The 20,355-nt window shown below is 40.4% G+C and carries 17 protein-coding genes; 6 read left to right on the top strand and 11 right to left on the bottom strand.

Annotated elements, in window-relative coordinates:
* Positions 1-361 precede the first annotated feature (361 nt).
* Positions 362-2,332 carry a DNA cytosine methyltransferase gene (locus V7K38_RS11115; protein WP_334857758.1) on the top strand — a complete coding sequence of 657 codons (1,971 nt, stop codon included), beginning with the start codon at positions 362-364 and terminating at the stop codon, positions 2,330-2,332.
* Positions 2,333-2,565: 233 nt separating this feature from the next.
* Here the strand turns inward: V7K38_RS11115 and uvrC are convergent, their stop codons facing one another.
* From uvrC to V7K38_RS11150, 7 genes are all read right to left on the bottom strand, one after another.
* Entirely contained in the window at positions 2,566-4,443 is a 1,878-nt protein-coding gene (gene uvrC / locus V7K38_RS11120; RefSeq protein WP_334857760.1) for an excinuclease ABC subunit UvrC, read from the bottom strand.
* A 539-nt stretch (positions 4,444-4,982) separates the two neighbouring features.
* A complete protein-coding gene (locus V7K38_RS11125; RefSeq protein ID WP_334857762.1) occupies positions 4,983-5,885 on the bottom strand; it encodes an NF038130 family PEP-CTERM protein in 903 nt (300 codons plus the stop codon).
* 409 nt (positions 5,886-6,294) lie between these two features.
* A complete protein-coding gene (locus V7K38_RS11130; RefSeq protein ID WP_334857804.1) occupies positions 6,295-7,512 on the bottom strand; it encodes an LL-diaminopimelate aminotransferase in 1,218 nt (405 codons plus the stop codon).
* A 146-nt stretch (positions 7,513-7,658) separates the two neighbouring features.
* Positions 7,659-7,994: a thioredoxin family protein gene (locus V7K38_RS11135; protein WP_334857763.1), complete on the bottom strand. Its 336-nt coding sequence runs from the start codon at positions 7,992-7,994 to the stop codon at positions 7,659-7,661.
* Between the two features lie 174 nt (positions 7,995-8,168).
* Complete coding sequence (locus V7K38_RS11140; RefSeq protein ID WP_334857764.1) at positions 8,169-8,945, bottom strand: PspA/IM30 family protein; 777 nt, start codon at positions 8,943-8,945, stop codon at positions 8,169-8,171.
* 162 nt (positions 8,946-9,107) lie between these two features.
* The gene (locus V7K38_RS11145) at positions 9,108-9,890 is read right to left on the bottom strand and encodes a PspA/IM30 family protein (protein WP_334857766.1); all 783 of its coding nucleotides are present in this window, start codon (positions 9,888-9,890) and stop codon (positions 9,108-9,110) included.
* 235 nt (positions 9,891-10,125) lie between these two features.
* Positions 10,126-11,490 (bottom strand): hypothetical protein, encoded by a 1,365-nt coding sequence (locus V7K38_RS11150; RefSeq protein ID WP_334857767.1) that lies wholly within the window; start codon positions 11,488-11,490, stop codon positions 10,126-10,128.
* Between the two features lie 210 nt (positions 11,491-11,700).
* Here V7K38_RS11150 and V7K38_RS11155 point away from each other — a divergent pair, with 210 nt between their 5' ends.
* Both V7K38_RS11155 and V7K38_RS11160 read left to right on the top strand, forming a co-directional pair.
* On the top strand, positions 11,701-12,240 hold the full coding sequence (locus tag V7K38_RS11155; RefSeq protein ID WP_334857769.1) for a DUF721 domain-containing protein: 540 nt from the start codon (positions 11,701-11,703) through the stop codon (positions 12,238-12,240).
* Between the two features lie 469 nt (positions 12,241-12,709).
* A complete protein-coding gene (locus V7K38_RS11160) occupies positions 12,710-13,027 on the top strand; it encodes a hypothetical protein (protein ID WP_334857771.1) in 318 nt (105 codons plus the stop codon).
* A 126-nt stretch (positions 13,028-13,153) separates the two neighbouring features.
* On the opposite strand, the gene menB is transcribed toward V7K38_RS11160, so the two are convergent.
* The gene (gene menB / locus V7K38_RS11165; protein ID WP_334857773.1) at positions 13,154-13,987 is read right to left on the bottom strand and encodes a 1,4-dihydroxy-2-naphthoyl-CoA synthase; all 834 of its coding nucleotides are present in this window, start codon (positions 13,985-13,987) and stop codon (positions 13,154-13,156) included.
* Between the two features lie 141 nt (positions 13,988-14,128).
* Here menB and V7K38_RS11170 point away from each other — a divergent pair, with 141 nt between their 5' ends.
* Positions 14,129-14,977 carry an Rpn family recombination-promoting nuclease/putative transposase gene (locus V7K38_RS11170; RefSeq protein WP_334857775.1) on the top strand — a complete coding sequence of 283 codons (849 nt, stop codon included), beginning with the start codon at positions 14,129-14,131 and terminating at the stop codon, positions 14,975-14,977.
* A gap of 181 nt (positions 14,978-15,158) precedes the next feature.
* Complete coding sequence (locus tag V7K38_RS11175; protein ID WP_334857776.1) at positions 15,159-16,106, top strand: hypothetical protein; 948 nt, start codon at positions 15,159-15,161, stop codon at positions 16,104-16,106.
* Here V7K38_RS11175 and V7K38_RS11180 read toward each other — a convergent pair.
* The 3 genes from V7K38_RS11180 to menD all read right to left on the bottom strand — a co-directional run bounded on the left by V7K38_RS11180 (position 16,081) and on the right by menD (position 19,563).
* Positions 16,081-17,394 carry a site-specific DNA-methyltransferase gene (locus V7K38_RS11180; protein WP_334857778.1) on the bottom strand — a complete coding sequence of 438 codons (1,314 nt, stop codon included), beginning with the start codon at positions 17,392-17,394 and terminating at the stop codon, positions 16,081-16,083. The two genes, V7K38_RS11175 and V7K38_RS11180, sit on opposite strands and share 26 nt — an antisense overlap.
* Positions 17,375-17,635, bottom strand: a complete 261-nt coding sequence (locus V7K38_RS11185) for a helix-turn-helix domain-containing protein (RefSeq protein WP_334857779.1) — start codon at positions 17,633-17,635, stop codon at positions 17,375-17,377. Before V7K38_RS11185 ends, V7K38_RS11180 begins: the two co-directional genes overlap by 20 nt.
* Positions 17,636-17,808: 173 nt before the next feature.
* Entirely contained in the window at positions 17,809-19,563 is a 1,755-nt protein-coding gene (menD, locus tag V7K38_RS11190) for a 2-succinyl-5-enolpyruvyl-6-hydroxy-3-cyclohexene-1-carboxylic-acid synthase (protein ID WP_334857780.1), read from the bottom strand.
* Between the two features lie 267 nt (positions 19,564-19,830).
* Here menD and folB point away from each other — a divergent pair, with 267 nt between their 5' ends.
* Positions 19,831-20,199 carry a dihydroneopterin aldolase gene (gene folB / locus V7K38_RS11195; protein WP_334857782.1) on the top strand — a complete coding sequence of 123 codons (369 nt, stop codon included), beginning with the start codon at positions 19,831-19,833 and terminating at the stop codon, positions 20,197-20,199.
* Positions 20,200-20,355 lie beyond the last annotated feature (156 nt).

The following is a 20,355-nucleotide window of genomic DNA, read 5'->3' on the forward strand; positions in this document are numbered from 1 at the left end:
ATGTGCTGCAACTATTTTTTCTCGAAGGTCGACAGAGTATGACTTCATTTAAAAGAATTTATATTTTAATTCAGTGTACCTCATAACAGACGCAATTGCTGTATCAATTCCATGCAATACAATCTGTTCGTAGGAAAATAGCAATGCTGTACCCTGTATCCAAGCAAGAAACAGTGTAGTGATTGGTAATGACTAATGGGTTTTCCAAAAAACTTACACCATGTAATTACTTAAATTAAAGTATAAAATATTGAGCGATATTAAATATAATTCAAGACTTCAAATCAATAATCTTAAAAAATTGTAGTATTTTGTTATAATATTTAATTGATCTATCTATTGAAATATTTTAATAATCTTTATGGAGGAATTAAACCTAAAATTTGCTGATTTATTTGCCGGTATTGGAGGTTTTAGATTGGCTTTTGAAAAAGCCAACTATAAGTGTGTATTTTCCTGTGAGATTAACGAAGCTTGTCAACAGGTTTATTCTAATAATTTTGGAGACACCCCTGTACATGATATCAGAAAAATTGATATACAAAAGCTTCCTTACTTTGATGTATTGACAGCTGGTTTTCCTTGTCAACCTTTTAGTATTTGTGGACGAAAAAAAGGGTTTCATGACACTAGAGGAACTCTATTTTTTCATATTTGCGAAATCATTGAGCATATTAGTCCTCCTGTAGTTATCCTTGAAAATGTTAAGCATATATTACATCATGATAAAGGTAGAACTTTAGAAGTAATCTTATATTCTTTGGAAGATATGGGTTATATAGTTAATTACGAGATACTTAACTCTAAAGATTTTGGGCTACCACAAAATAGAGAAAGAGTAGTATTTGTTGCGACGAAAAACAGGAAATTTGATTTTGGACTACTCAAAAAAACTTATCCATTTCCTAACCTTAAAGAATTTTTGTGTACTTCTGGAGAATTTGAATACTTAAATCCTCAAGAATATACAATGATTGATCATCCAAAACAACAAGCATCTGGTCTGATTTTTGTAGGATATCGTAATAAAAGTATTTGGAAAACAGGTGTTAGACCAAATACAGAACATTTATCTAGGGTTCATCATCAACCAAATAGAATCTATTCTATAGAAGGGGTGCATCCAACAATACCTTCTCAAGAAACTTCCGGTAGATTTTTTATTTACATACCAGAAAAAAATTCAGTTCGGAAGCTAACGATTAGAGAGTGCTATAGAATCATGGGGTTCCCGGATAATTTCAAAAACCATAGTAATTTATCAGAGTGTTATAAGCAAATAGGTAATTCAGTTTCTATACCAGTAATGTATGAACTTGCCAATCAAATTAAAAAACAAGTTTTTTCTTATCAAGAGATAGTTAGTGAAAAAAATAATATTAAGGATAATGTTTCTTTTGAGCGACCTATTCAACTAGAAATACCTTTTATGATGAATCACAGCGAAAAACTTATAGAGATTTATCAAGCCATACCTGAATTTGAAGTTAATCAAATTCAATTATCAGACGAATATCAAGATTGTATTGTAAAAATTGCCAAAAAATGTTTTGAAAGAAAAGCAGTTTATACGGTGCTAGTTACTCTTTTAGTACATAAGACTTTATATCCATCACAAGACATTAGATACCACCAAGCTGAAATGACTGGTGGTTTTTCAGGGAGAAGTATAGATACAAAGTACATTACGCCTACATTAACAGAGTTAGGATTACCTTCAATGGCCGAAAGTGGTTGGTTAACTCGTTCTTTTGAACAACCTTATCCTTATACGTTAGATTATAACGGAAGTATAAGTCCTAAATCTCTAAAAACAGCATTTCTAAAAATTATTGATTTTGTGCAGATAAATCCTGAGAAATCAGAAGATGTATTAAGATTACTTATTAAATTCATTAAATCAGCTAAGGAGAATAATCTAGTTGAGATTATTAAATTAACTAATCCTGAAAAGTTAGACATAAAAAGTGTAGTCAACGCTTTAGAAGAACATTTTAATTATGACTATAAGACTGATGGTGGTTCAAAATTACCTGTTATTGCCTTGTATGGTATTTATCAAGTTTTAGTTAGAGAGATGTCCAGATATAATTCATGCACATTGAGAAAACTAGGTAGTCATACAGCTTCTGATAGAACTTCTAATACTGCTGGAGATATTGAAATATTTGATAAAAATAATCATCTTCTTGAAGCTATAGAGGTAAAACATGGTCAAGAAATAACTTTGCAAATTGTTTATCGTGCAAAAGAAAAAATTATTAAACATAATCCTAGTAGATATTATATTTTTGCTTCAAAATATATTAAAGAATCAGAAGGAGATAAATAAAATTAATAAGCTTATTAAGGAAATTGCCAGTGAACACGGATGTCAAGTAATCCTTAATGGAATAATTCCTACAATTAAATATTATTTAAGATTGATCATGTCTATTACGGATTTTATTGAGGAGTATTCTCAATTAATAGAGTCTGATAATGAAATACAAAAAATTCACAAGGAGAAATGGAATGAAATTTTAGGTAGATTAATAATTGAGGAATGAAATAAACCAAGAATCTTCAATTGGGATGAAAATAATTGTAAATTTCTTGAGCCAAACGCGGCCCAATTCCTGGAACCTCAGCGAGTTGTGGAGTTGTAGCTTGGCGAATATAATCAACTGAACGAAAATGCCCTAGTAGCTGCTTTTGTCGATGATGTCCTAAGCCAGGAATTTCATCTAAACGCGATCGCTTTAATTTATCACTACGCTGCTGACGATGGAAAGTCACTGCAAACCGATGCGCTTCATCCCGCAGCCGCCGCAACAACTGCACGCCTGGTTGTTCTGCATCAGTTGTCAAGGGTTTAGATTCACCCGGTAAAAAAATCTCTTCTCGCTGCTTGGCTAAACTCACAACTCTCAAGTCTTCTAATAAATTCATCTCTTGCAAAACGGCGATAACTGACGATAACTGACCTTTACCGCCATCAATCATGATTAAATCAGGCCAATCTGGATTACCCAAACGTGTTAGTTGCGGATCTTCCCCATACTTGCGGAACCGTCGCCCAATAACTTCAGCAAGACTAGCAAAATCATCTGAATGTCCCGCCGTCACCGTGGGATTTTGAATTTTGTAGTGGCGATAATGCTGCTTGGCGGGTAAACCGTCGATAAACACGACTTGCGAAGCTACAGCATTTGAGCCTTGAATGTGGGAAATATCATAACCTTCGATGCGGTGAGGTACATCTGGTAAATCGAGAATAGCTGCTAAATCTTGCATTGCTTGGTGATTGCGATCGCCAAATTTTTGCATTCTTTGCAGTTCATACTGAGCATTTCGCTCTACCATCTCAATTAATTCTGCCTTAGTTTGCCGTAAAGGAGTCAAAATCGTGACTTTTTTTCCTTTACGTTGAGTTAGGACATCCGCCAATATCTCCGCATCGGGTAAATCATGCTGTACCAGAATTTCTAAAGGTATTTCCACTGAGTCAGCAGTTTGGTAATGTTCCTCCAAAGCTCGTTGTAAAATAGCTCCTGGTTCTGCATGAGCATCCGCTACAAAAGCTAAACGTCCTACCAATTGCCCAGCCCGAATCTGGAATAGTTGAATGCAAGCGTGTTCTTCGTTAGCTGCCAGTGCGATCGCATCCCGTGAAACTGTATCATCTGGTAAGGATACTTTTTGGTCAGCAGTCAGCGACTTTAACCCAGAAATTTGATCGCGACTCCGTGCTGCTGACTCAAAGTTCAAGTCCTCAGATGCTGCATTCATTTGTTGAGTCAAAATATCAATCAATTCCTGAGTTCGCCCTTGGAATACCATCGCTATCTTTTGGACAATTTTGCGATATTCTTCTGGTGAAGTCAGCTTTTGACACACACCCGGACAGCGCCCTAAATCATAATTTAAGCACGGACGATCTTTGAAAAGTGGTTGAGGTCGTTGTCGCTGGGGAAAGATGCGTTTACAGATGCGGACAACTTCTCGTAATAAACCAGCATCAGTATAAGGCCCGTAAAATTTATCCTTTTCCTTACCAAATTGACGTTTACGGGTAATAAAAATTCGCGGGTAATCTTCTGACCAAGTAATGCAGAGATAGGGATATTTTTTATCATCTTTGAGCAGCACATTGAAGTATGGCTGGTGCTGCTTGATCAAATTGGCTTCTAGCGCTAGGGCTTCGGCTTCAGTATCGGTGACGATGAATTCAATTTCTGTCACCAACTTGACCATCGTAGCGATGCGTTCAGTTTTGTTGTAGCCATCCCGAAAATAGGAACGGACACGCGATCGCAATTTCCGTGACTTACCTATATATATAATGCGATCGCTCTTATCCCGCATAAAATAAACCCCCGGTTCCGGTGGAATTTCGGCTAGACGATTTTCCAGTCGTTCCGGCTCTTTAACCAGTGGTAGTATTTGAGTAGATATTGTCACAATCAAAATTAAGTAATCTTTCTCTATTTTAAGAAAAATTCTTTTTTCGTGCCGATTTCACAGAGTAATTATCAAGTAAATATAAAGTAGGTAGGCTTTTAGTCTGTAAACGCTTCTGTGGTTACTCTACGAATTCCCCAACAGAGTACCCGCAGAGTGGCTTGATTTACTACCTAGTACAACATGGTTTAAACCCAGCTACTATCTCAATTAACAAGACTTGAGATAAATATCCACTTTTTAAAGGTAAGTCGCTTCCACCACAGTTTACTAGATACCTTGCTCTTGCTGCACGCATCACAACTTTCGAGCAGATACCTACGAATCGAGTCATTTTTTGATTTGGCGAAGGTATTGATATAAGATTCCCATTTAATTGCGTGAAAAACCTCAGTACACATCTATTCTTTTCTTTCCTGTTTCCTCTCTACGCAAGTAATTTCATGAATCAAATTGGATTGCTATAGCTGGAAAGAACTATTCATAAAAAAAGGGAGCAGTTAGCTCCCTTACTTATTTGTAGTTTTGAACCAGGAATCTTAAATAGATGCTTTTTTAAATTTGCGTTGTGTCGCAAACACACCAGCCACACCCAACAGACCAATGATTACTGATGGTTCTGGCACTGCTGCGGGAGGTACACCTTTTATGCTGACTTCATAGTTGCCACTGTGAGAGTTTCCATCAGCGCCTAACCCCACACTGTTGGTTAGTCCACTTGCCGTAGCAAAAAAGCTGTAAAGGAAATCAGTCTTGTTGTTGTAGGTAACTTTAACAACTTCACTGGCTTGAAATCCATTTTTGAGGAGATTACCCAAGTTTCCTAACAGAGGCGCATAATAATCTTTTAAATTGTAGTGACCCGCTAACCCAATTTTGATTTCGCCAGTGGTGTCATTTTGGTTAACGTAAGAGATATTAGGATCGCTGGAGCGTTGGAAACCATTGATGGATAAAAATGCATTAAAAGCTTGACTACGAGGGATAAGACTTGCTCCTAGACCAGCTGCATCATAAAATTGGTTAAACCAAGTATTTGCAAAGTTACTTGCACCATAGCTTGTATCCAATACTGACCCAGTACTAAACCAATCTGTTGCGGTCAGACTACTCAAGGTAATACTTTGGTCACCAATTTGCCCCGTCAAGGTAGTGTTTTTGGTGAAATCAAAACCAGACTGCTCACTACTGGCTCGTAACTCTACGTTTCCTGTGGGGTTTCCAGCATCTCCATCTAGGACTTTTTGGACATCATTTGCGGAGGGCTGCTGCACGAGCTTGGTACTGCTACCTTGGACATCATAAACTGAATAATCACTGGTTGCTGTTCCACCGAGAGTAGCGCTGGAGAGTGTGCCAGCCTGTGCTGGTACAGTAGCGATCGCACTCACACCAATAGCCATTGAAGCACCAATTACAAGCTTCTGGAAAGTCATTTTCATTTTTTCAAGTCTCTGTCAGTTTGGAAGTTAAGTTTTAAAGTATTGCCGTTTATAGGCTTGGGCTGTATTGACTACAGGCTTTTTGGCAATACGGCGGCTTGAAAACGCCACCTGTATTGTTAGCCATCGTTGGTAGCTGAACGTACAAACCTACTTTAAGAGACGGGGAGACCTGATTGGGTAAAGTTACTTCGGATTATCAATAAAAATATGACGAATATTTCTATGTTTTTATACGTCTAATTAAGTATTTTATCGAATGCTATTTGCATCAAAAATATAGACAAATTATTTTAAGCTCAGTATAATACGGATATTTATAGGGACGCGCGGCTGTGCGCCTTTGCTGCGTCTTATATCCATAGACTTTGGTGCAAAAAAATCCTTGGCGTTCAGCTTGAGAAGAAATTTAATCAAGGAACTGGGCAATTCTTTCCACAGCAGTTTCTAACAAAGGTGGCTCATGTACTAAGGCAAAACGGACATACCCTTCCCCAGATTTGCCAAAGCCAGCACCTGGTGAAGCAGCTACGCCAGTTTGTTTAACTAACTGGGTACAAAATTCTATAGAGTTTTGACTCCAAGGTGAGGGTAATTTTGCCCAAATGTACATTGTGGCTTTGGGAGTAGGAACATTCCAGCCAATGCGGTGCAAAGCAGTAATGAAAGTATCACGGCGCTGCTGGAAGGTAGCGACAGCAGATTTTACGCCGCTTTGAGGGCCAGTTAGGGCTGCGATCGCACCATTCAAAATCCCTCGATACTGATTAAAATCAACGGCAGCTTTTACTTGGCGTAAGGCGTTAATTAACTCAGCATTACCAATGGCATATCCAATACGGAAGCCGCCCATATTGTATGACTTGGAAAGGGTGAAAAATTCAATGGAGACGCTTTTCTCTGGATCGGCTTGCAGGATAGAGGGGACTAGGGATTGGGTACTGGGGATTGGGGATTGGGAAGAGTTCATTGCCCAGTCCCCAGTTTGCGCAAATACTAAATCTACATAAGGGAAATCGTGAACCAGGGCGAGATTGTGTTGCTGACAGAAGGCGACAGCTTCTTTAAAGAATGATATTGGAGCGATCGCGGAGGTGGGATTATGAGGATAACTTAATACCATCATCCGCGACTGAGCTAAGACTGGGGCGGGAATATCAGCAAACACTGGTAAAAAAGCGTTTTCTGCCCGTAATGGCATTGGGTAGATTTGACCGCTAGCTAGGTAGACTCCTCCAGCATGAGAGGGATAACCTGGATCGAGCAACAGGGCAAAATCTCCTGGATTGAGCAATGCTAGGGGGAAATGGGCTGTACCCTCTTGAGAACCAATCAGAGGCAGTACCTCAGTTTGGGGATCTACCTTGATACCAAATTTTTGTTCGTACCAGTTGGCTGCGGCTTCACGAAACCCAAAGGTACCGTTAAACAACAGATAGCCGTGGGTACTGCGATCGTGGAGAGATTGGGCGATCGCCTCGATAACGTGTGCCTCGGCTGGTAAATCAGAAGACCCCAACGACAAATCGATTAGTTGCTGTCCAGCGGCCAAAGCGATCGCCTTGGCTCTGTCCATATCAGCAAATACATTCGATTGCAGGGGTTGTAAACGCTTTGCAAATTGCATGTTAGTCATTTGTCATTAGTCATTTGTCATTAGTCATTTGTCATTAGTCATTTGACCAATACAACTCTTGCAGAGGCTGCGCCCGAAGCGTAGCTATGCCGCAGGCTTTACGGCAACGCTGAGTACAAGTGACCAATGACCAATGACTAATTACTATTTAAGTGCGTGTCTAAGAGTTCGAGTAATTTATCTTTGCCGATGACTCCCTCAGTGGATATCAAAACTTCCTGGCCAAGAAATAGTCTGAGAGCGGGGACACCTTCCACTTGGTACTGTTTAACAGTGAGTGGGTTGGGGTCAATTTCCATTTTCACGACTTTGAGGCGATCGCTATATTGGGTAGCAGCTGAGTTAATCATGGGGGACATCAATTGACAAGGCCCACACCAAGAAGCCCAAAAGTAAACTAATACAGGCTGTTCAGCTTTTAATACTTCTGTTTCAAACTCAGCATCAGTTATGGTGATTACAGCCTTACTCATTACAGTCTCCATCAGGTGGCGATCGAAGTTGGCACACACAATACTTTATCCCAAAGTAGTCAATAGTCCATAGTTAATAATTCATAGTTATTTTGACTCTTAACTATTGACTAATGACATAAAATCCCACAACCAACAGGCGTGGGACTGGCTTAAATAAGTTTTCTGACAATTTTATAATTGATCCAATTGCTTGCGTAAAGAATCCAACTCAGCATCAACCACTTCACTAGACTTTGCAGGAGTGGTTCCTTGCTGCGGTGGCAGTTGTGCTTGAGTTACTGGAGTAGCGGGTGGTAGCATTTGCGCTTTCAAAGCTGCCAATTCATCATCAACATCGCTACTACCTTCCAACCTGGCAAATTGGCTTTCTAAATCGGCACCTGCTAATTCACCTGCCGACTGCGCCCGGGCTTCTTGCATCAGCACTTTTTCTTCCATCCGCTCGAAGGCAGACATTGCACTACTGGTATTCATGCCACTTACCATGTTTTGGAGTTGCTCTTGGGCTTTGGCAGTAGTGATTCTTGCTCTGAGCATTTCTTTCTTGGTTTTAGCCTCAGAAATCTTGCTTTCTAGCTGGATTAAGTTGCGCTTGAGGGTTTCAACTTGAGTGCTTTGGGTATCTAAACTAGCTTTGAGGGCGGTGCTAGTATCCGTATAAGTTTTCTTCCGCTCTAGGGCTTGCCGTGCTAAGTTCTCATCACCTTTTTGTAGAGCTAGTTGGGCATTGCGTTGCCACTTATTGATTTCATTTTGGGCATCATTATATTGTTTCTCACTGCGTTTTTGAGCGGCGATCGTTTGGGCTACTCCCTGACGCAACTGCACCAAGTCTTCCTGCATTTCCAGGATGGCTTGTTCTAGCATTTTTTCGGGGTCTTCGGCTTTGTTAACCAGGTCGTTGAGGTTAGAACTAACTACTCGCTTAATGCGATCGAATAATCCCATAACTTTGTTTTTCCTTGTTTGGTTTACGCTTTTGGTTGGACAGTCAGCTTTTTTACTTTTTAATAGCTACCTATTTCAATGTAATCTTTCCGGCTGGAATCAGTACCTTATAACAACTCTTAATTGTTAGGATATCTCCAAAGTGGAGTAATTAGCCAAACTTCAAGAGTCTTGAGTTTTGGGTAACTGCTTTTGAGGAGGCTGTGCTGTATTCTGCTTTTCCTCGGTAAGCAGATTGTTGTGTTCTGTGTTTTCTGCCTCATTTAAAACCTGTACTTTCATTGCTGCTAATTCAGCATCCACATTATTAGTAGATTCCAAGGAAGTAAATTGTGTTTCCAAGTCGTCGCTACCGAGTTGGGCGTAGACGCGAAGCGGCTTGTCGTCAGACATCGCAACTGAATGAGCTTCTAGTTGCAAAACTTTTTCTTCCATCCGCTCAAAGGCGCTCAGACTGCTGGTAGCAGAAACTCCGCCGAGCATTTCCTGGAGGCGAGAAGATGCTTCAGCAGAACGGGCGCGAGCAATATACATATCTTTTTTTGTTTTCGCCTCGGAAATTTTTAACTCTAGCGATCGCATATCCTTTTTTAGCCTAGCGACTATATCGTTTTGCTGCTCTATCTGGGAAAAGAGGGCTGTAGTGGTTTCTTTGTAAGCTTGGCGCTTAGTCAAAGCTTCGCGTGCTAGAGGTTCATTGCCTTTTTGCAGGGCTAATTGGGCGCGGCGATACCATTCTTCTGTTTGAGAGTTGGCCTCTGCCGCTTGTCGTTCAGTACGTTTTTGGGTTGCGATCGCTTGTGCTACACCTTGCCGCAACCGCACCAGGTTTTCCTGCATCTCCAGGACAGTTTGCTCTAGAATCTTTTCTGGATCTTCTGCACTTGCAATCGAACTATTGACATTAGCGCGAATCACCCGCAGAATACGCTTGATTAATTCCATGTCGGCTCTCCATTCACAAAACTCATGCTGTTAGCGGTAGCGGGGCGTTCAGTCTACGCCTAGTTAAAGTCCTGAGAATAAAAATTTTGTCTTAGGCGTAGTTTATAAAGTGCTGAATGACCACTTAAAGTATTGAGTATAAAAATTTTGTTGTAAAACTGTAAACAAGCAAGATTTTGTCTCTACTATTGGACACTCAGGACTGTAATCTCATGGTATCTTAGATTTTTGTAACTTATGGCTGCTGAACCCTTGCCTTAATTCCCTTTGACTCTAATAGTTGCATCTGTTTTTGTACTTGCTCTTTAGTCTTAAAAGCACCGAGATAAATCAATTCTTTGTTGGCTGATAAATAAGCATCGGGAATTACTTGCCGTGCTGAAGCATAAGCTTCACCTTTATTATCTATCACTACATGATAGAAGCCATCTGTTCCTGGTTTGATTTCTGCATTCAGCTTTGGTGAGGTTGCAATTGGTTTAGGTAAGCTTTTTACCGTTGAAGTGGGAGGCAAATTCAAAAGAGGTAAGGTTTGTACCCTTGGGACTGGTGCTAAAGCGATCGGATTTGTCGGTTTTTGGGCTGTGTTGGGGACAGGCAATGCCGCTTGAGGATTATTTGCGGGATTTTGGGGAACAACTGGATTAGGCGCTACTGAGAGGCTTGGCTGGACTTTGGGTTTTAAACCAACTAAATCATTAGGATCTCTTACATCAGGAAACTCTTGAGCAGCTAGATTGGGATACTTGGGTATAGATGTGCTTGGTGGCTCGATCTGAGGTTGGACATTACTCCCAACTTCTTGAGTATTTTCTGGTGCGGGAGGTGAGTTTCCGTTAAACAACTTGCCTAAATTCCATTGCGGTAAGCCTTTGGGATTGAATACTACATAACCCAAGGTAAGACTTGCCACTAATAGTAGCAACATCGAGCCGATACCTAAAGGTGATAGCAGACTGTCACTAGAATTGCTTGGTTTCTTAATTTCTGGTTGTTCTTCTGTCAGACTTCGCAGCAGTGCTTCACTAGATTCTAAGTAGTCATCTGGGTGTTTAGGGGTGTCATCTGGCTGCAAAAGATTTTCACTGTTAGTATTTTTAACGATTGCTGCCACGATGCTGCTACTAAAGTTCGGCGGCGGCGGTGGAAGTTGAGTTTGTGTTTTAGCAGCGTCGGGGGTGGAGGGAACATTGAGATTATTTCGTTCTTCAGTATTTACCGTAGCTGACGCTGGGTTCATCTCAGGATTCACAGCTACAAAAGATGCTGGTGGTACGTCAATTTTGGCTGTAGCTGGCGCTGGGGTTCCCTGATTCATGGGTACAGATACGGGCGGCACGTTAGTTTTCATGTCCGTTACTGATGACTGAGTTGTGACGGATGTTGTAGGAATGGCACTCAACGACTGGGCTTGATTGCTCATGTAACTTGCAACACGGCGCTGGTTCGATGAGCCTAAACCATTTCGCGTGCGTCGGTATCGAGCTAACTCTTGATCTAGTGGTACTTCTAAACTTGCTAATGCTGCTGCTAGTGCTGGTTTCAATCCAGGTGTTTTAGACGATTGAGTGCTGGAATCGTTCAGGGGGTTTTGAGTCATTGCCTCTATGCCTCAAGCGTAGATTGTTGGAATTAACTTTATATTTGTGACAATAGTAGCGAAAATTATTTAAATGGATAGATTGGGAATTGGGCATTGGGCATTGGGCATGGTTATTCTCCTTGTCTCCCCCACTCCACGCGTCTCTACTCCTACCTTTTTTTTGTACAGACGCGATTCATCGCGTCTCCTCACTCAGCACTCAGAATAATGTCGTTGAAATCAATTAATGATATTTTGGGCGTTCTAGAAAAGCAGGCTAAATGGCAGGAGCAACCATTTCAATACTTGAGTAAGTGTTGGGCAGAAGTTGTTGGGCCGGTGGTTGCTGCAAATACTCGACCATTGGCGATTCAACGCGATGTTTTGTCGGTAGCAACTTCTAGTGCTGCTTGGGCGCAAAACCTAACTTTTGGCCGCACATCTCTGCTTTTGAAGTTGAATAAAAAGCTGCCAACGCCTTTGGTTGATATTCGCTTCTCTACTGCTGGCTGGCAGAATCTATCTGTGGAGAGAAAACAGCAACAAACGGTTTCACCCCATGAGCATCCTAGTTACCTTGGTGATGAGATTAACCGTTCTGATGTTATACCCACTAAGGATGTGAATGCTGCTTTTGGGCATTGGACGAAGATTATGCGATCGCGATCGCATGGCTTACCCCTTTGTCCTCAATGTGAATCTCCTACCCCACCCGGCGAACTCCAGCGCTGGGCAGTCTGTTCTATCTGTGCTGCTAAACAGTTTTAAAGAGAGTCAATTCTGACTTGAATTGACAGCAAAATAGTTTAGCGATTATTCGTTGAGTAGAATTTTTCCTCAAGTAATTTGCTTCTGCCATATAGAAAAGTTCTAATTATTGAGAAAATAATATGTTTTATGGCTAAAATATGTTTAGTGTGGTAATGAAAGCAGACTATTTATCTGGAATTATATGCCTTAATCTATCCTTAAGGAGGAAGTTAAAAGGCTAAATAAATCAAAAGCTTTAGTTTTACTCTTGATCCCTAATAAGTTTTAGTTAAAATCTATAGGTAAGCACTCTCAGAATTATTTAAAAATATAACAAGATTATAAAAATATCCTAAAGTTTACTTTATCGTCGGGATCGCTGAAACCTATAGAAAATAATGACTTTTTGGCTTTTATCCGTCTTTATATATAGAAGCAAAATATAAACATGAAATTTAGCCGGAAACGGCACTAAAGATGAACCCAAATGAAACCTATTAAATTTTTAGCATCTGCTTGTAAATATTGCCGTCATTACCAGCCAGAAGGTCGCCGTGGTGGAACGTGCCAGAAGTTGGGAGCGCCAGTTCAAGCAACTTGGAAGGCTTGCTCTTTGGCGCTCCCACCTTTTGCACCTTCTTGGGAAACCTTGGAAGATGCTTGGACTTTGCCAGATGCAGCACCAGTTTTAGCTTGTTCTCATTCTGTAGGCTCAGATTTAGATAATGCTGCTCTTGTCCCTGTAGAAGAAATAACTGCCTCTATATATTCTGAACAGGCTAAGACTGAAGCAGTGTTTATTTAGCTATCCATTATTACTGAACCGATTTTGTAGTTTTCTTAAGATAAGATTCGTTTTTAAGATATTTAGTGCTTTAAATTTGACATATATAAAAATCGCACCTCAAAAAAGGGTGCGATTTTTGCAATTTTAAGGTAGCCAAGGAAAAGAGCGAAAATCTGGTGGACGCTTTTCAAGAAAGGCTTGTTTGCCTTCAGACCCTTCTTCTGTCATGTAATAGAGTAGGGTCGCATTGCCAGCGAGTTCTTGTAAACCAGCTTGTCCGTCACAATCAGCATTAAAGGCGGCTTTGAGACACCGAATTGCGATCGGACTTTTTTCTAAAATCTCTTGCGCCCATTGAATACCTTCGGCTTCTAGTTGTTCTATTGGGACAACGCAATTAATTAAACCCATTTCTAGAGCTTGTTGTGCATCATATTGGCGGCAGAGAAACCAAATTTCTCTAGCTTTTTTTTGTCCCACAATGCGGGCGAGATAGCTAGCTCCAAAACCACCGTCGAAACTGCCGACTTTCGGGCCAGTCTGCCCAAAAATGGCGTTATCGGCGGCGATGGTAAGGTCGCAAATTAAGTGTAGGACATGTCCACCACCGATCGCATATCCAGCTACTAAAGCAATTACCACTTTCGGCATGGAACGAATCAGGCGTTGTAAGTCCAGTACATTCAAACGAGGGATGCCAGTATCATCTACATAACCAGCATGTCCGCGCACACTTTGATCGCCACCAGAACAGAAGGCATATTTACCATCAGTATGTGGGCCATATCCAGTAAATAAAACAACCCCAATAGTAATATCTTCACGAGCATTAGAGAAAGCATCGTACAGTTCAAAGACTGTTTCAGGACGGAAAGCATTGCGTTTATGGGGACGGTTGATGGTGATTTTCGCAATGCCATCAGTTTTTTGATACAGAATGTCTTCGTAGGTTTTGGCTGTTTGCCAGTTAATTTGCATTGGTATGAAGTGCGCTGTTGTGCTTGAGAATTTTATCGCGGACGTAGGGACATGCGATACCTGCGGTGGGCTACGCCTACGCTAAAATTGTTGTCTCAAGCCTTTACAATCTGGTAATTGTCTGGGTGTTGAGGAATAAAAATGCGACGTGACACCATTTTCTATAAATTATTTAAGCAATTTCCCGGTTTACTGTTTGAATTAGTAGATGAACCACCTCCAGAAGCGGAAAACTACCAGTTTGAATCGGTTGAAGTCAAAGAAACAGCGTTTCGGATTGATGGAGTATTTTTACCTCCTGCTAATGCAGTTTCCAAAACTGTCTTTTTTGCAGAAGTGCAGTTTCAGAAGGATGAAGACTTATATCACCGCTTCTTTAGCGAATTGTTTTTGTTTCTCTACCGCCACTCAATCCGTTACGAAGACTGGTTTGGAGTAATAATTTTTGGTTCTCGCAGTCTTGAACCTTCTAACTCTTCGATTCACCGCGCTTTGTTAGAAAGTGGTCAAGTTAGGCGGGTTTATCTGGATGAGTTGGGAGATTTGCGAGAACAACCTTTGGGATTAGGTTTGATGTTGCTGACAAATGTTACTTCGGAAACGGAAGCAGTCGAAGGGGCGCGGTTTTTGCTGGAGCAAGCGCGGCAACAATCGGAGCAAGCGATAATTGATTTAGTGACGACGATTATTGTCTACAAGTTTTCTAACCTTAGTCGAGAGGAGATTCAAGCGATGTTGGGACTGAATTTGGAAGAACCACGGGCTATTCTGGAAGCGAAGCAAGAAGGACGAGAGGAAGGAAAGGTGGAAGGTGAAAGAACGATCGTTTTACGACTATTAAATCGCCGTGTAGGTCATATTCCTGATGCGCTTCTGTCCCAGATTCAAGGGTTATCGGTGGAACAGTTGGAAGCTTTAGGTGATGCTTTGTTAGATTTCTCTACTTTTGCTGATTTGGAAAGGTGGTTACAAGGTCAGCCAAGAGGGTAAATTTCACGTAGAGAAGAAGGGCGATCGCACTCCGGTAAAATAATGATGGCTACAAATAAAGTTTTCCGTAGTGAAGAAGCATTTGCAGACACACGGGTATATTAGAAGCGGCCGAAGAAAAAGTGCGATCGCTCGTCCTGCCACTGTTAAAACGGCTATTTGGTGAAATTGCTGAGGAACTTTGAAAGCGTCAGCTTTGGAGTTTTTTATAGAGTTATGTGTTTTATACTTAAAAGATTGTATCGATTATGGTAGTGGAGATTGTAATTTGAATTCATTCAGTAGCTACAAAGTAACTGCATCTAAGTGGATTACCATATTTGACTCACCATTCTACCCAGATTCTTTAGATGAAGCTAAAATGCTCTACGAGAAAGTTTTGGAGCGTTTCATAGAATTGGTAGATGAAGCAACCAACTCTGCAAATTTACTTGAAATTATTACAAAAGAGCCTGATCCTTTACGTATTCAACTTCTTAGAGTATTTCGGAGGTATGTATCACCAGATACGACAGTAGAAATGACCAAGAAAAAACGTGATATTCCCACTATAATTAACGATTTTGGTGATAGATTTCGTAGCTTAGAAGAAGTTAGAAAAAATTTGCAAAGTCGTCCTGTACCCGATGAAACTCTTATGGCTCTTCTTTTAGAACAGAGTAAACGGGGGCAAAAAGGCTATGACTTGACAGAAGCGTTTTTCTTATGGTTTGACAGAGTATTTGGTAAAAACTATATAATTCGGGGGCCAGTTCGTGCTGGAAAAGATGTAATGCTTGATAAGGTTTTGGATAATTGGGAAGCTCAAACTCCAGCAGATATTTTTATATCTCGATTAGATGGAACCCCCTTAGTAGTTGGATTTGCTCGTTATGACTCTGATAGAGGAGGTTCTCAAGAAGATGATCGGACTGGTGGAAATCGAGATAAAGCAACTGATATTCTCAGATATGCTGATACATATAAAGTGGCTTTAAAAGTATTTTTGTTGAATGATGGCCCAGGATTACTACTAGGATCTATGTGGAATGATTACGCTCGTCTAGAAAGTTATGGTAGTGGCAAAATAATGGTATGCACTCTAAAAATGCTTGATGAGAGATTTACACAAGATTGGCTTGAAAGTTGAGTTTGCTATCCCAATCATGTATTACAGTATCAGAGATAAACTCTAATTCTGGTGTTTCTTCAATATATAAATCTAGACCACTTCGTAAAATTCTATTTATACCTATTAAGCACTTTTGTTCATGTTTAGCGGAACGATTTCCGTTAATGAAGTTACCCATTGCTTCTGTCCCTTTAACTAAACGCTGAACTATTGTAGCTATAGCAAGTTGGGAATTATCAATAGCTATCCATTTTCTACCTAACTCTTCAGCTATAGCAGCAGTAGTACCACTTCCCGCGAATGCATCTAACACAATATCTCCCTCATTAGATGAGGCTAGAATTATTCGTTTTATCATATCTGGATTTTTTTCTGTTGGATAGCCAGTAATTTTTATATTTTGATTGTGGGCATCCTTGAAATCAAGCCAAATATCTTGGACTGAAATACCCTGACTATTATCTAAATAAACTTTTCTTCTTGGGTTTCCTGTTGGTGACCAGTAAATTTCTCCACGTGCATCCATTTCGTCTAAAGTTTCTGGAGTATATTGCCAGTGTTTACCTGGAGGAGGTAGTATTCCTCTCCAAGGTTGACCTGTTGCACCTTTTCTTACACCTGGTGCATGAACAGGAACTTTCTTATAAACTCTTCCAGTCTCCTTTTCAACATATTGATACTCTTTCTTTGCAGTAGTTTCAGTCCAAGGATTAAAAGGCTGATTCCATATATAATTATCTGTTTTTGTGTAAAATAAAATGTAGTCAGCAGTGTTTCCATACTGTTTACGTGTATAGTTTTTTGGGTTACATTTTTTTCTTGTAATCAAATTGCGAAAGTTTTTAGAACCAAAAATTTCATCCATTATAATTTTGACAGCACAAGACATCTTGTCATCTAAATGTATATAAATAGAACCTTCATCTGATAAAAGTTCTCTTAGTAAAATCAGTCGTTGACGTAAAAACTCTAAATATTCTGCACCTTCTATTAGGTCGTGATAAGCATGGTCTCTTTGACGAGACTCAAAACTACTCCCTGTTGCATAGGGGGGGTCAATATAAATTAAACTAACTTTACCCGCGATAGTATTATCGTTCAAAAATGAACTAAGAACTCTTAAATTCTCTCCATAGATGAGTCGGTTTCTTGGATGTTCATCTATACTTATTATACGATGTAACTTTGCTACAGGAATTTTTAATATGTCTTCTATAGGAATTTTTCCTTCATATTCCAGACGAAAAGGAATTACATTTTGTTTTTGACTTTTATGACTATTTCGACTAGGTATTCCTGTTGCCATTTGAGTTAATATCTTCTTCTGCTTGTTTTCTACTATTATTTATTTGTAAGAACTCATCTAAGTCTTTTTGTCTGATACGCCAAATCCTTGGCCCCACTTTTGTAGCTTTAAGATTATTTGATGATATCCATCTTTGTACAGTTCTTTGATGAACACGAAGAAGTTCAGCTACTTCAATAGTTGTTAAAAACGAAATCTCTTCTTCACTCTCATTATTGTTATGTTCTACATCTTGTCGCATTTGTCGCTAAAATCGCTAGAGTCGTTATTGTACTACTAATTATAATATTTTGCAAGTTTCAGCAGCACCAGTACTTGAAACGCTTATATAAATCACTTTTAATTTTGACACCATAAACATTTCGCAAACTTAATACCTTGCATCTCGCTATTTAGTAATATCTAACGGCAGAGTTAAATTACAATATGTGCGGTAAACTTCCGTAAATTATCATGTCGCCACTTGGCATCTGTTTTGCGATTTGTCCGCAACTCTAAAACCCGCATCCCGGTAATTGGGAGCAGGTTTAATTTTTGCTGCAACTGTTGCCAAGAAGTAATTAATTCATGCTGCACATTATAAGTAGCACACAACTGAGCAAAATCAATATTCTGGGGAGTGCCAAAAAACTCTTCAAATGGCGGATCAAACTTGGCGATGGGTAACATCTCAAAAATGCCACCGCCATTGTTGTTAATTAACACAATCGTGAGATGTCCCACAAACTTATTGCGGATTAAAAAACCATTAGTGTCATGTAACAGCGCTAAATCTCCCGTTAACATCACACTACTTTGCTGGCGATGGGCAATTCCTAAAGCTGTGGATAATGTGCCATCTATGCCATTTGCACCCCGGTTAAAGTGCGATCGCACTCCTAAATCATTCGGTTTCCAGAAATACTCCACATCCCGCACAGGCATACTATTGCCAATAAACAGAGGCGTTCCGGGCGGTAAAATCTGAGAAATTAACCAAGCTGCTTTACTCTCAATTATTTCATCTATTTTCCCCATCGTCTGGTCAACAGCTAACCTAACCTGAGCTTCCGCATCACACCATTTCTTTCCATAGTCGGAGGAGAAAGATAAATTTCTCTCTTCTACCTTTATGTCTTCTACTGATATCCGTAAATGCGTCGTTCTCCCGTGCAAAGGGTCGAGGTTTTGATCGCTCTTATCAATTACCCAGCGTCGCGGTTGCGTTGCATCTATCCAAGTACGCAGTTCTTTACTCGTAGGCATTTCACCTACCTGAATCACCACTTCCGGCGCTAGCAGCTTTGCTAGTTGCTGATTTCGCAAAATTAGGTCATAAGTGGAAATCAAATAGGGGTTGAGTTCGGCATAATTTCTGACTGGGGAAAGTCCCTCTGCTAGGACTGGCCATTTGAGAGTTTGGGAAAGATGCGCGATCGCTCTACAATACTCTTCTGGTTGCTGTGGTTGGGCAACACCTGCAATAATAATCCCGCGATCGCATTCTTTCCATTCTTTAGGAATGGGGCATGGGGCATAGGGCATGGGGCATGGGTTTGTTATCCCTGCAAAAAAGTCTTCTGGGTGAAACTGCGATCGCAAATAGCCCAAATCAGTTCCATCAGGAAGAGGTGCTAAGGGATCGCGAAAGGGAATATTCAAATGTACTGGCCCCTTTGTAGGAGTTTGCGTTCTTTCCCAGCTATAAATTACTGTTTGTCGCAGGTAAGCTAGCATTCCCTGATCGGCGGAGGGTAAGGCTAACTCTGTTTGCCAATTTGGGTAGTTTCCGTATAATCTCAATTGATCTACAGTTTGGCCAGAGTGACAATCTCGCAATTCTGGCGGTCTATCGGTGGTTAATATCAACAGTGGTACGCGACTATATGAGGCTTCAATGACTGCTGAATAAAAGTTTGATCCTGCTGTACCAGAGGTACAAACTAGCACCACAGCGCGTCCGGTTGCTTGAGCTTGTCCCAAGGCGAAAAAGGCGGCGGAACGTTCATCGAGAATGGAAATCGCCTCAATCTCAGGTACTTGTTGAGCAAAAGCCACTGCTAAAGGTGTAGAGCGCGATCCGGGGCAAATGATCGCACAAGTCAATCCCAATCGCTTTAGCGTCTCTGTTAAAATATAAGCCCAAAGTTGATTAACATTCCTAAAGGCGATCGGCATTAAATCAAACATAGCTATAAAACAATCTGAAATTTTAGATTTTGTCTAGGGAAATTTAATTTAAAATCCATCTGGGAAAGTTTGGTGAAAAGAAGTCCGAGGGGAGGGAAGCCGATCCTCGATACTTTGGAACCACCTTTGCGTAAGGATGGCTTGTAAACCAACCCTCACAAATACGGTGATGGAACCCAACACCGCCACGCGAGTTTGGAGGAAAGAAAATCTCCAAACAAACTTGCTCCACTTTCTACAAAATGCCCAATTTGCTCTCAAACTTTTATGGACTGTATTCATTTAACCGGAATTCGCGGCTATGGCTACACTGGGTATTTACCAGAAGAACAGGTGCTAGGACAATGGTTTGAGGTAGATGTGAGGTTATGGTTGGATATCTCTACAGCGGCCAAAACTGACGCGATCGAAGACACTTTAGATTATCGCAGCGTCATTGGCTTGATACAACATCTGGTCAAAACGTCTAAGTTTGCTTTGGTGGAGAAATTGGTAGCAACGATCGCAGATTCTATTCTCCAAGAATGCGATCTTGTAACAAAAGTCCAAGTCACTCTGACCAAACCTGCCGCACCTATTCCAGACTTTGGTGGCAAAATTAGCATCGAACTGACCAAAACTAAGTCCAATCTCTAAAGCATAAAACGTGGTTTTTATCTCAATATCTATAAGCTAGTAAAAAAAGGGGTTTATATGGAGCATGGAAGTATCTTACAAGAGAATATTTCCTGCCATTGCCCCCAGCAAACCCTCGTTGTTAAAAAACTAGAACATCATGTAATTTGCAAATTA

The organism is Nostoc sp., assembly GCF_036917465.1.
Taxonomy (GTDB): Bacteria; Cyanobacteriota; Cyanobacteriia; order Cyanobacteriales; family Nostocaceae; genus Nostoc.

Bases quoted from the DNA above. Each gene is read 5' to 3' on its own strand.
- V7K38_RS11145 (WP_334857766.1), bottom strand. From the start codon at position 9,890: ATGGAATTAATCAAGCGTATTCTGCGGGTGATTCGCGCTAATGTCAAT.
- folB (WP_334857782.1), top strand. From the start codon at position 19,831: ATGGACTGTATTCATTTAACCGGAATTCGCGGCTATGGCTACACTGGG.
- V7K38_RS11130 (WP_334857804.1), bottom strand. From the start codon at position 7,512: ATGCAATTTGCAAAGCGTTTACAACCCCTGCAATCGAATGTATTTGCT.
- V7K38_RS11140 (WP_334857764.1), bottom strand. From the start codon at position 8,945: ATGGGATTATTCGATCGCATTAAGCGAGTAGTTAGTTCTAACCTCAAC.
- V7K38_RS11180 (WP_334857778.1), bottom strand. From the start codon at position 17,394: ATGGCAACAGGAATACCTAGTCGAAATAGTCATAAAAGTCAAAAACAA.
- V7K38_RS11160 (WP_334857771.1), top strand. From the start codon at position 12,710: ATGAAACCTATTAAATTTTTAGCATCTGCTTGTAAATATTGCCGTCAT.
- V7K38_RS11115 (WP_334857758.1), top strand. From the start codon at position 362: ATGGAGGAATTAAACCTAAAATTTGCTGATTTATTTGCCGGTATTGGA.
- V7K38_RS11155 (WP_334857769.1), top strand. From the start codon at position 11,701: ATGTCGTTGAAATCAATTAATGATATTTTGGGCGTTCTAGAAAAGCAG.
- V7K38_RS11150 (WP_334857767.1), bottom strand. From the start codon at position 11,490: ATGACTCAAAACCCCCTGAACGATTCCAGCACTCAATCGTCTAAAACA.
- V7K38_RS11185 (WP_334857779.1), bottom strand. From the start codon at position 17,635: ATGCGACAAGATGTAGAACATAACAATAATGAGAGTGAAGAAGAGATT.
- V7K38_RS11135 (WP_334857763.1), bottom strand. From the start codon at position 7,994: ATGAGTAAGGCTGTAATCACCATAACTGATGCTGAGTTTGAAACAGAA.
- menD (WP_334857780.1), bottom strand. From the start codon at position 19,563: ATGTTTGATTTAATGCCGATCGCCTTTAGGAATGTTAATCAACTTTGG.
- V7K38_RS11125 (WP_334857762.1), bottom strand. From the start codon at position 5,885: ATGAAAATGACTTTCCAGAAGCTTGTAATTGGTGCTTCAATGGCTATT.
- V7K38_RS11170 (WP_334857775.1), top strand. From the start codon at position 14,129: ATGCGACGTGACACCATTTTCTATAAATTATTTAAGCAATTTCCCGGT.
- menB (WP_334857773.1), bottom strand. From the start codon at position 13,987: ATGCAAATTAACTGGCAAACAGCCAAAACCTACGAAGACATTCTGTAT.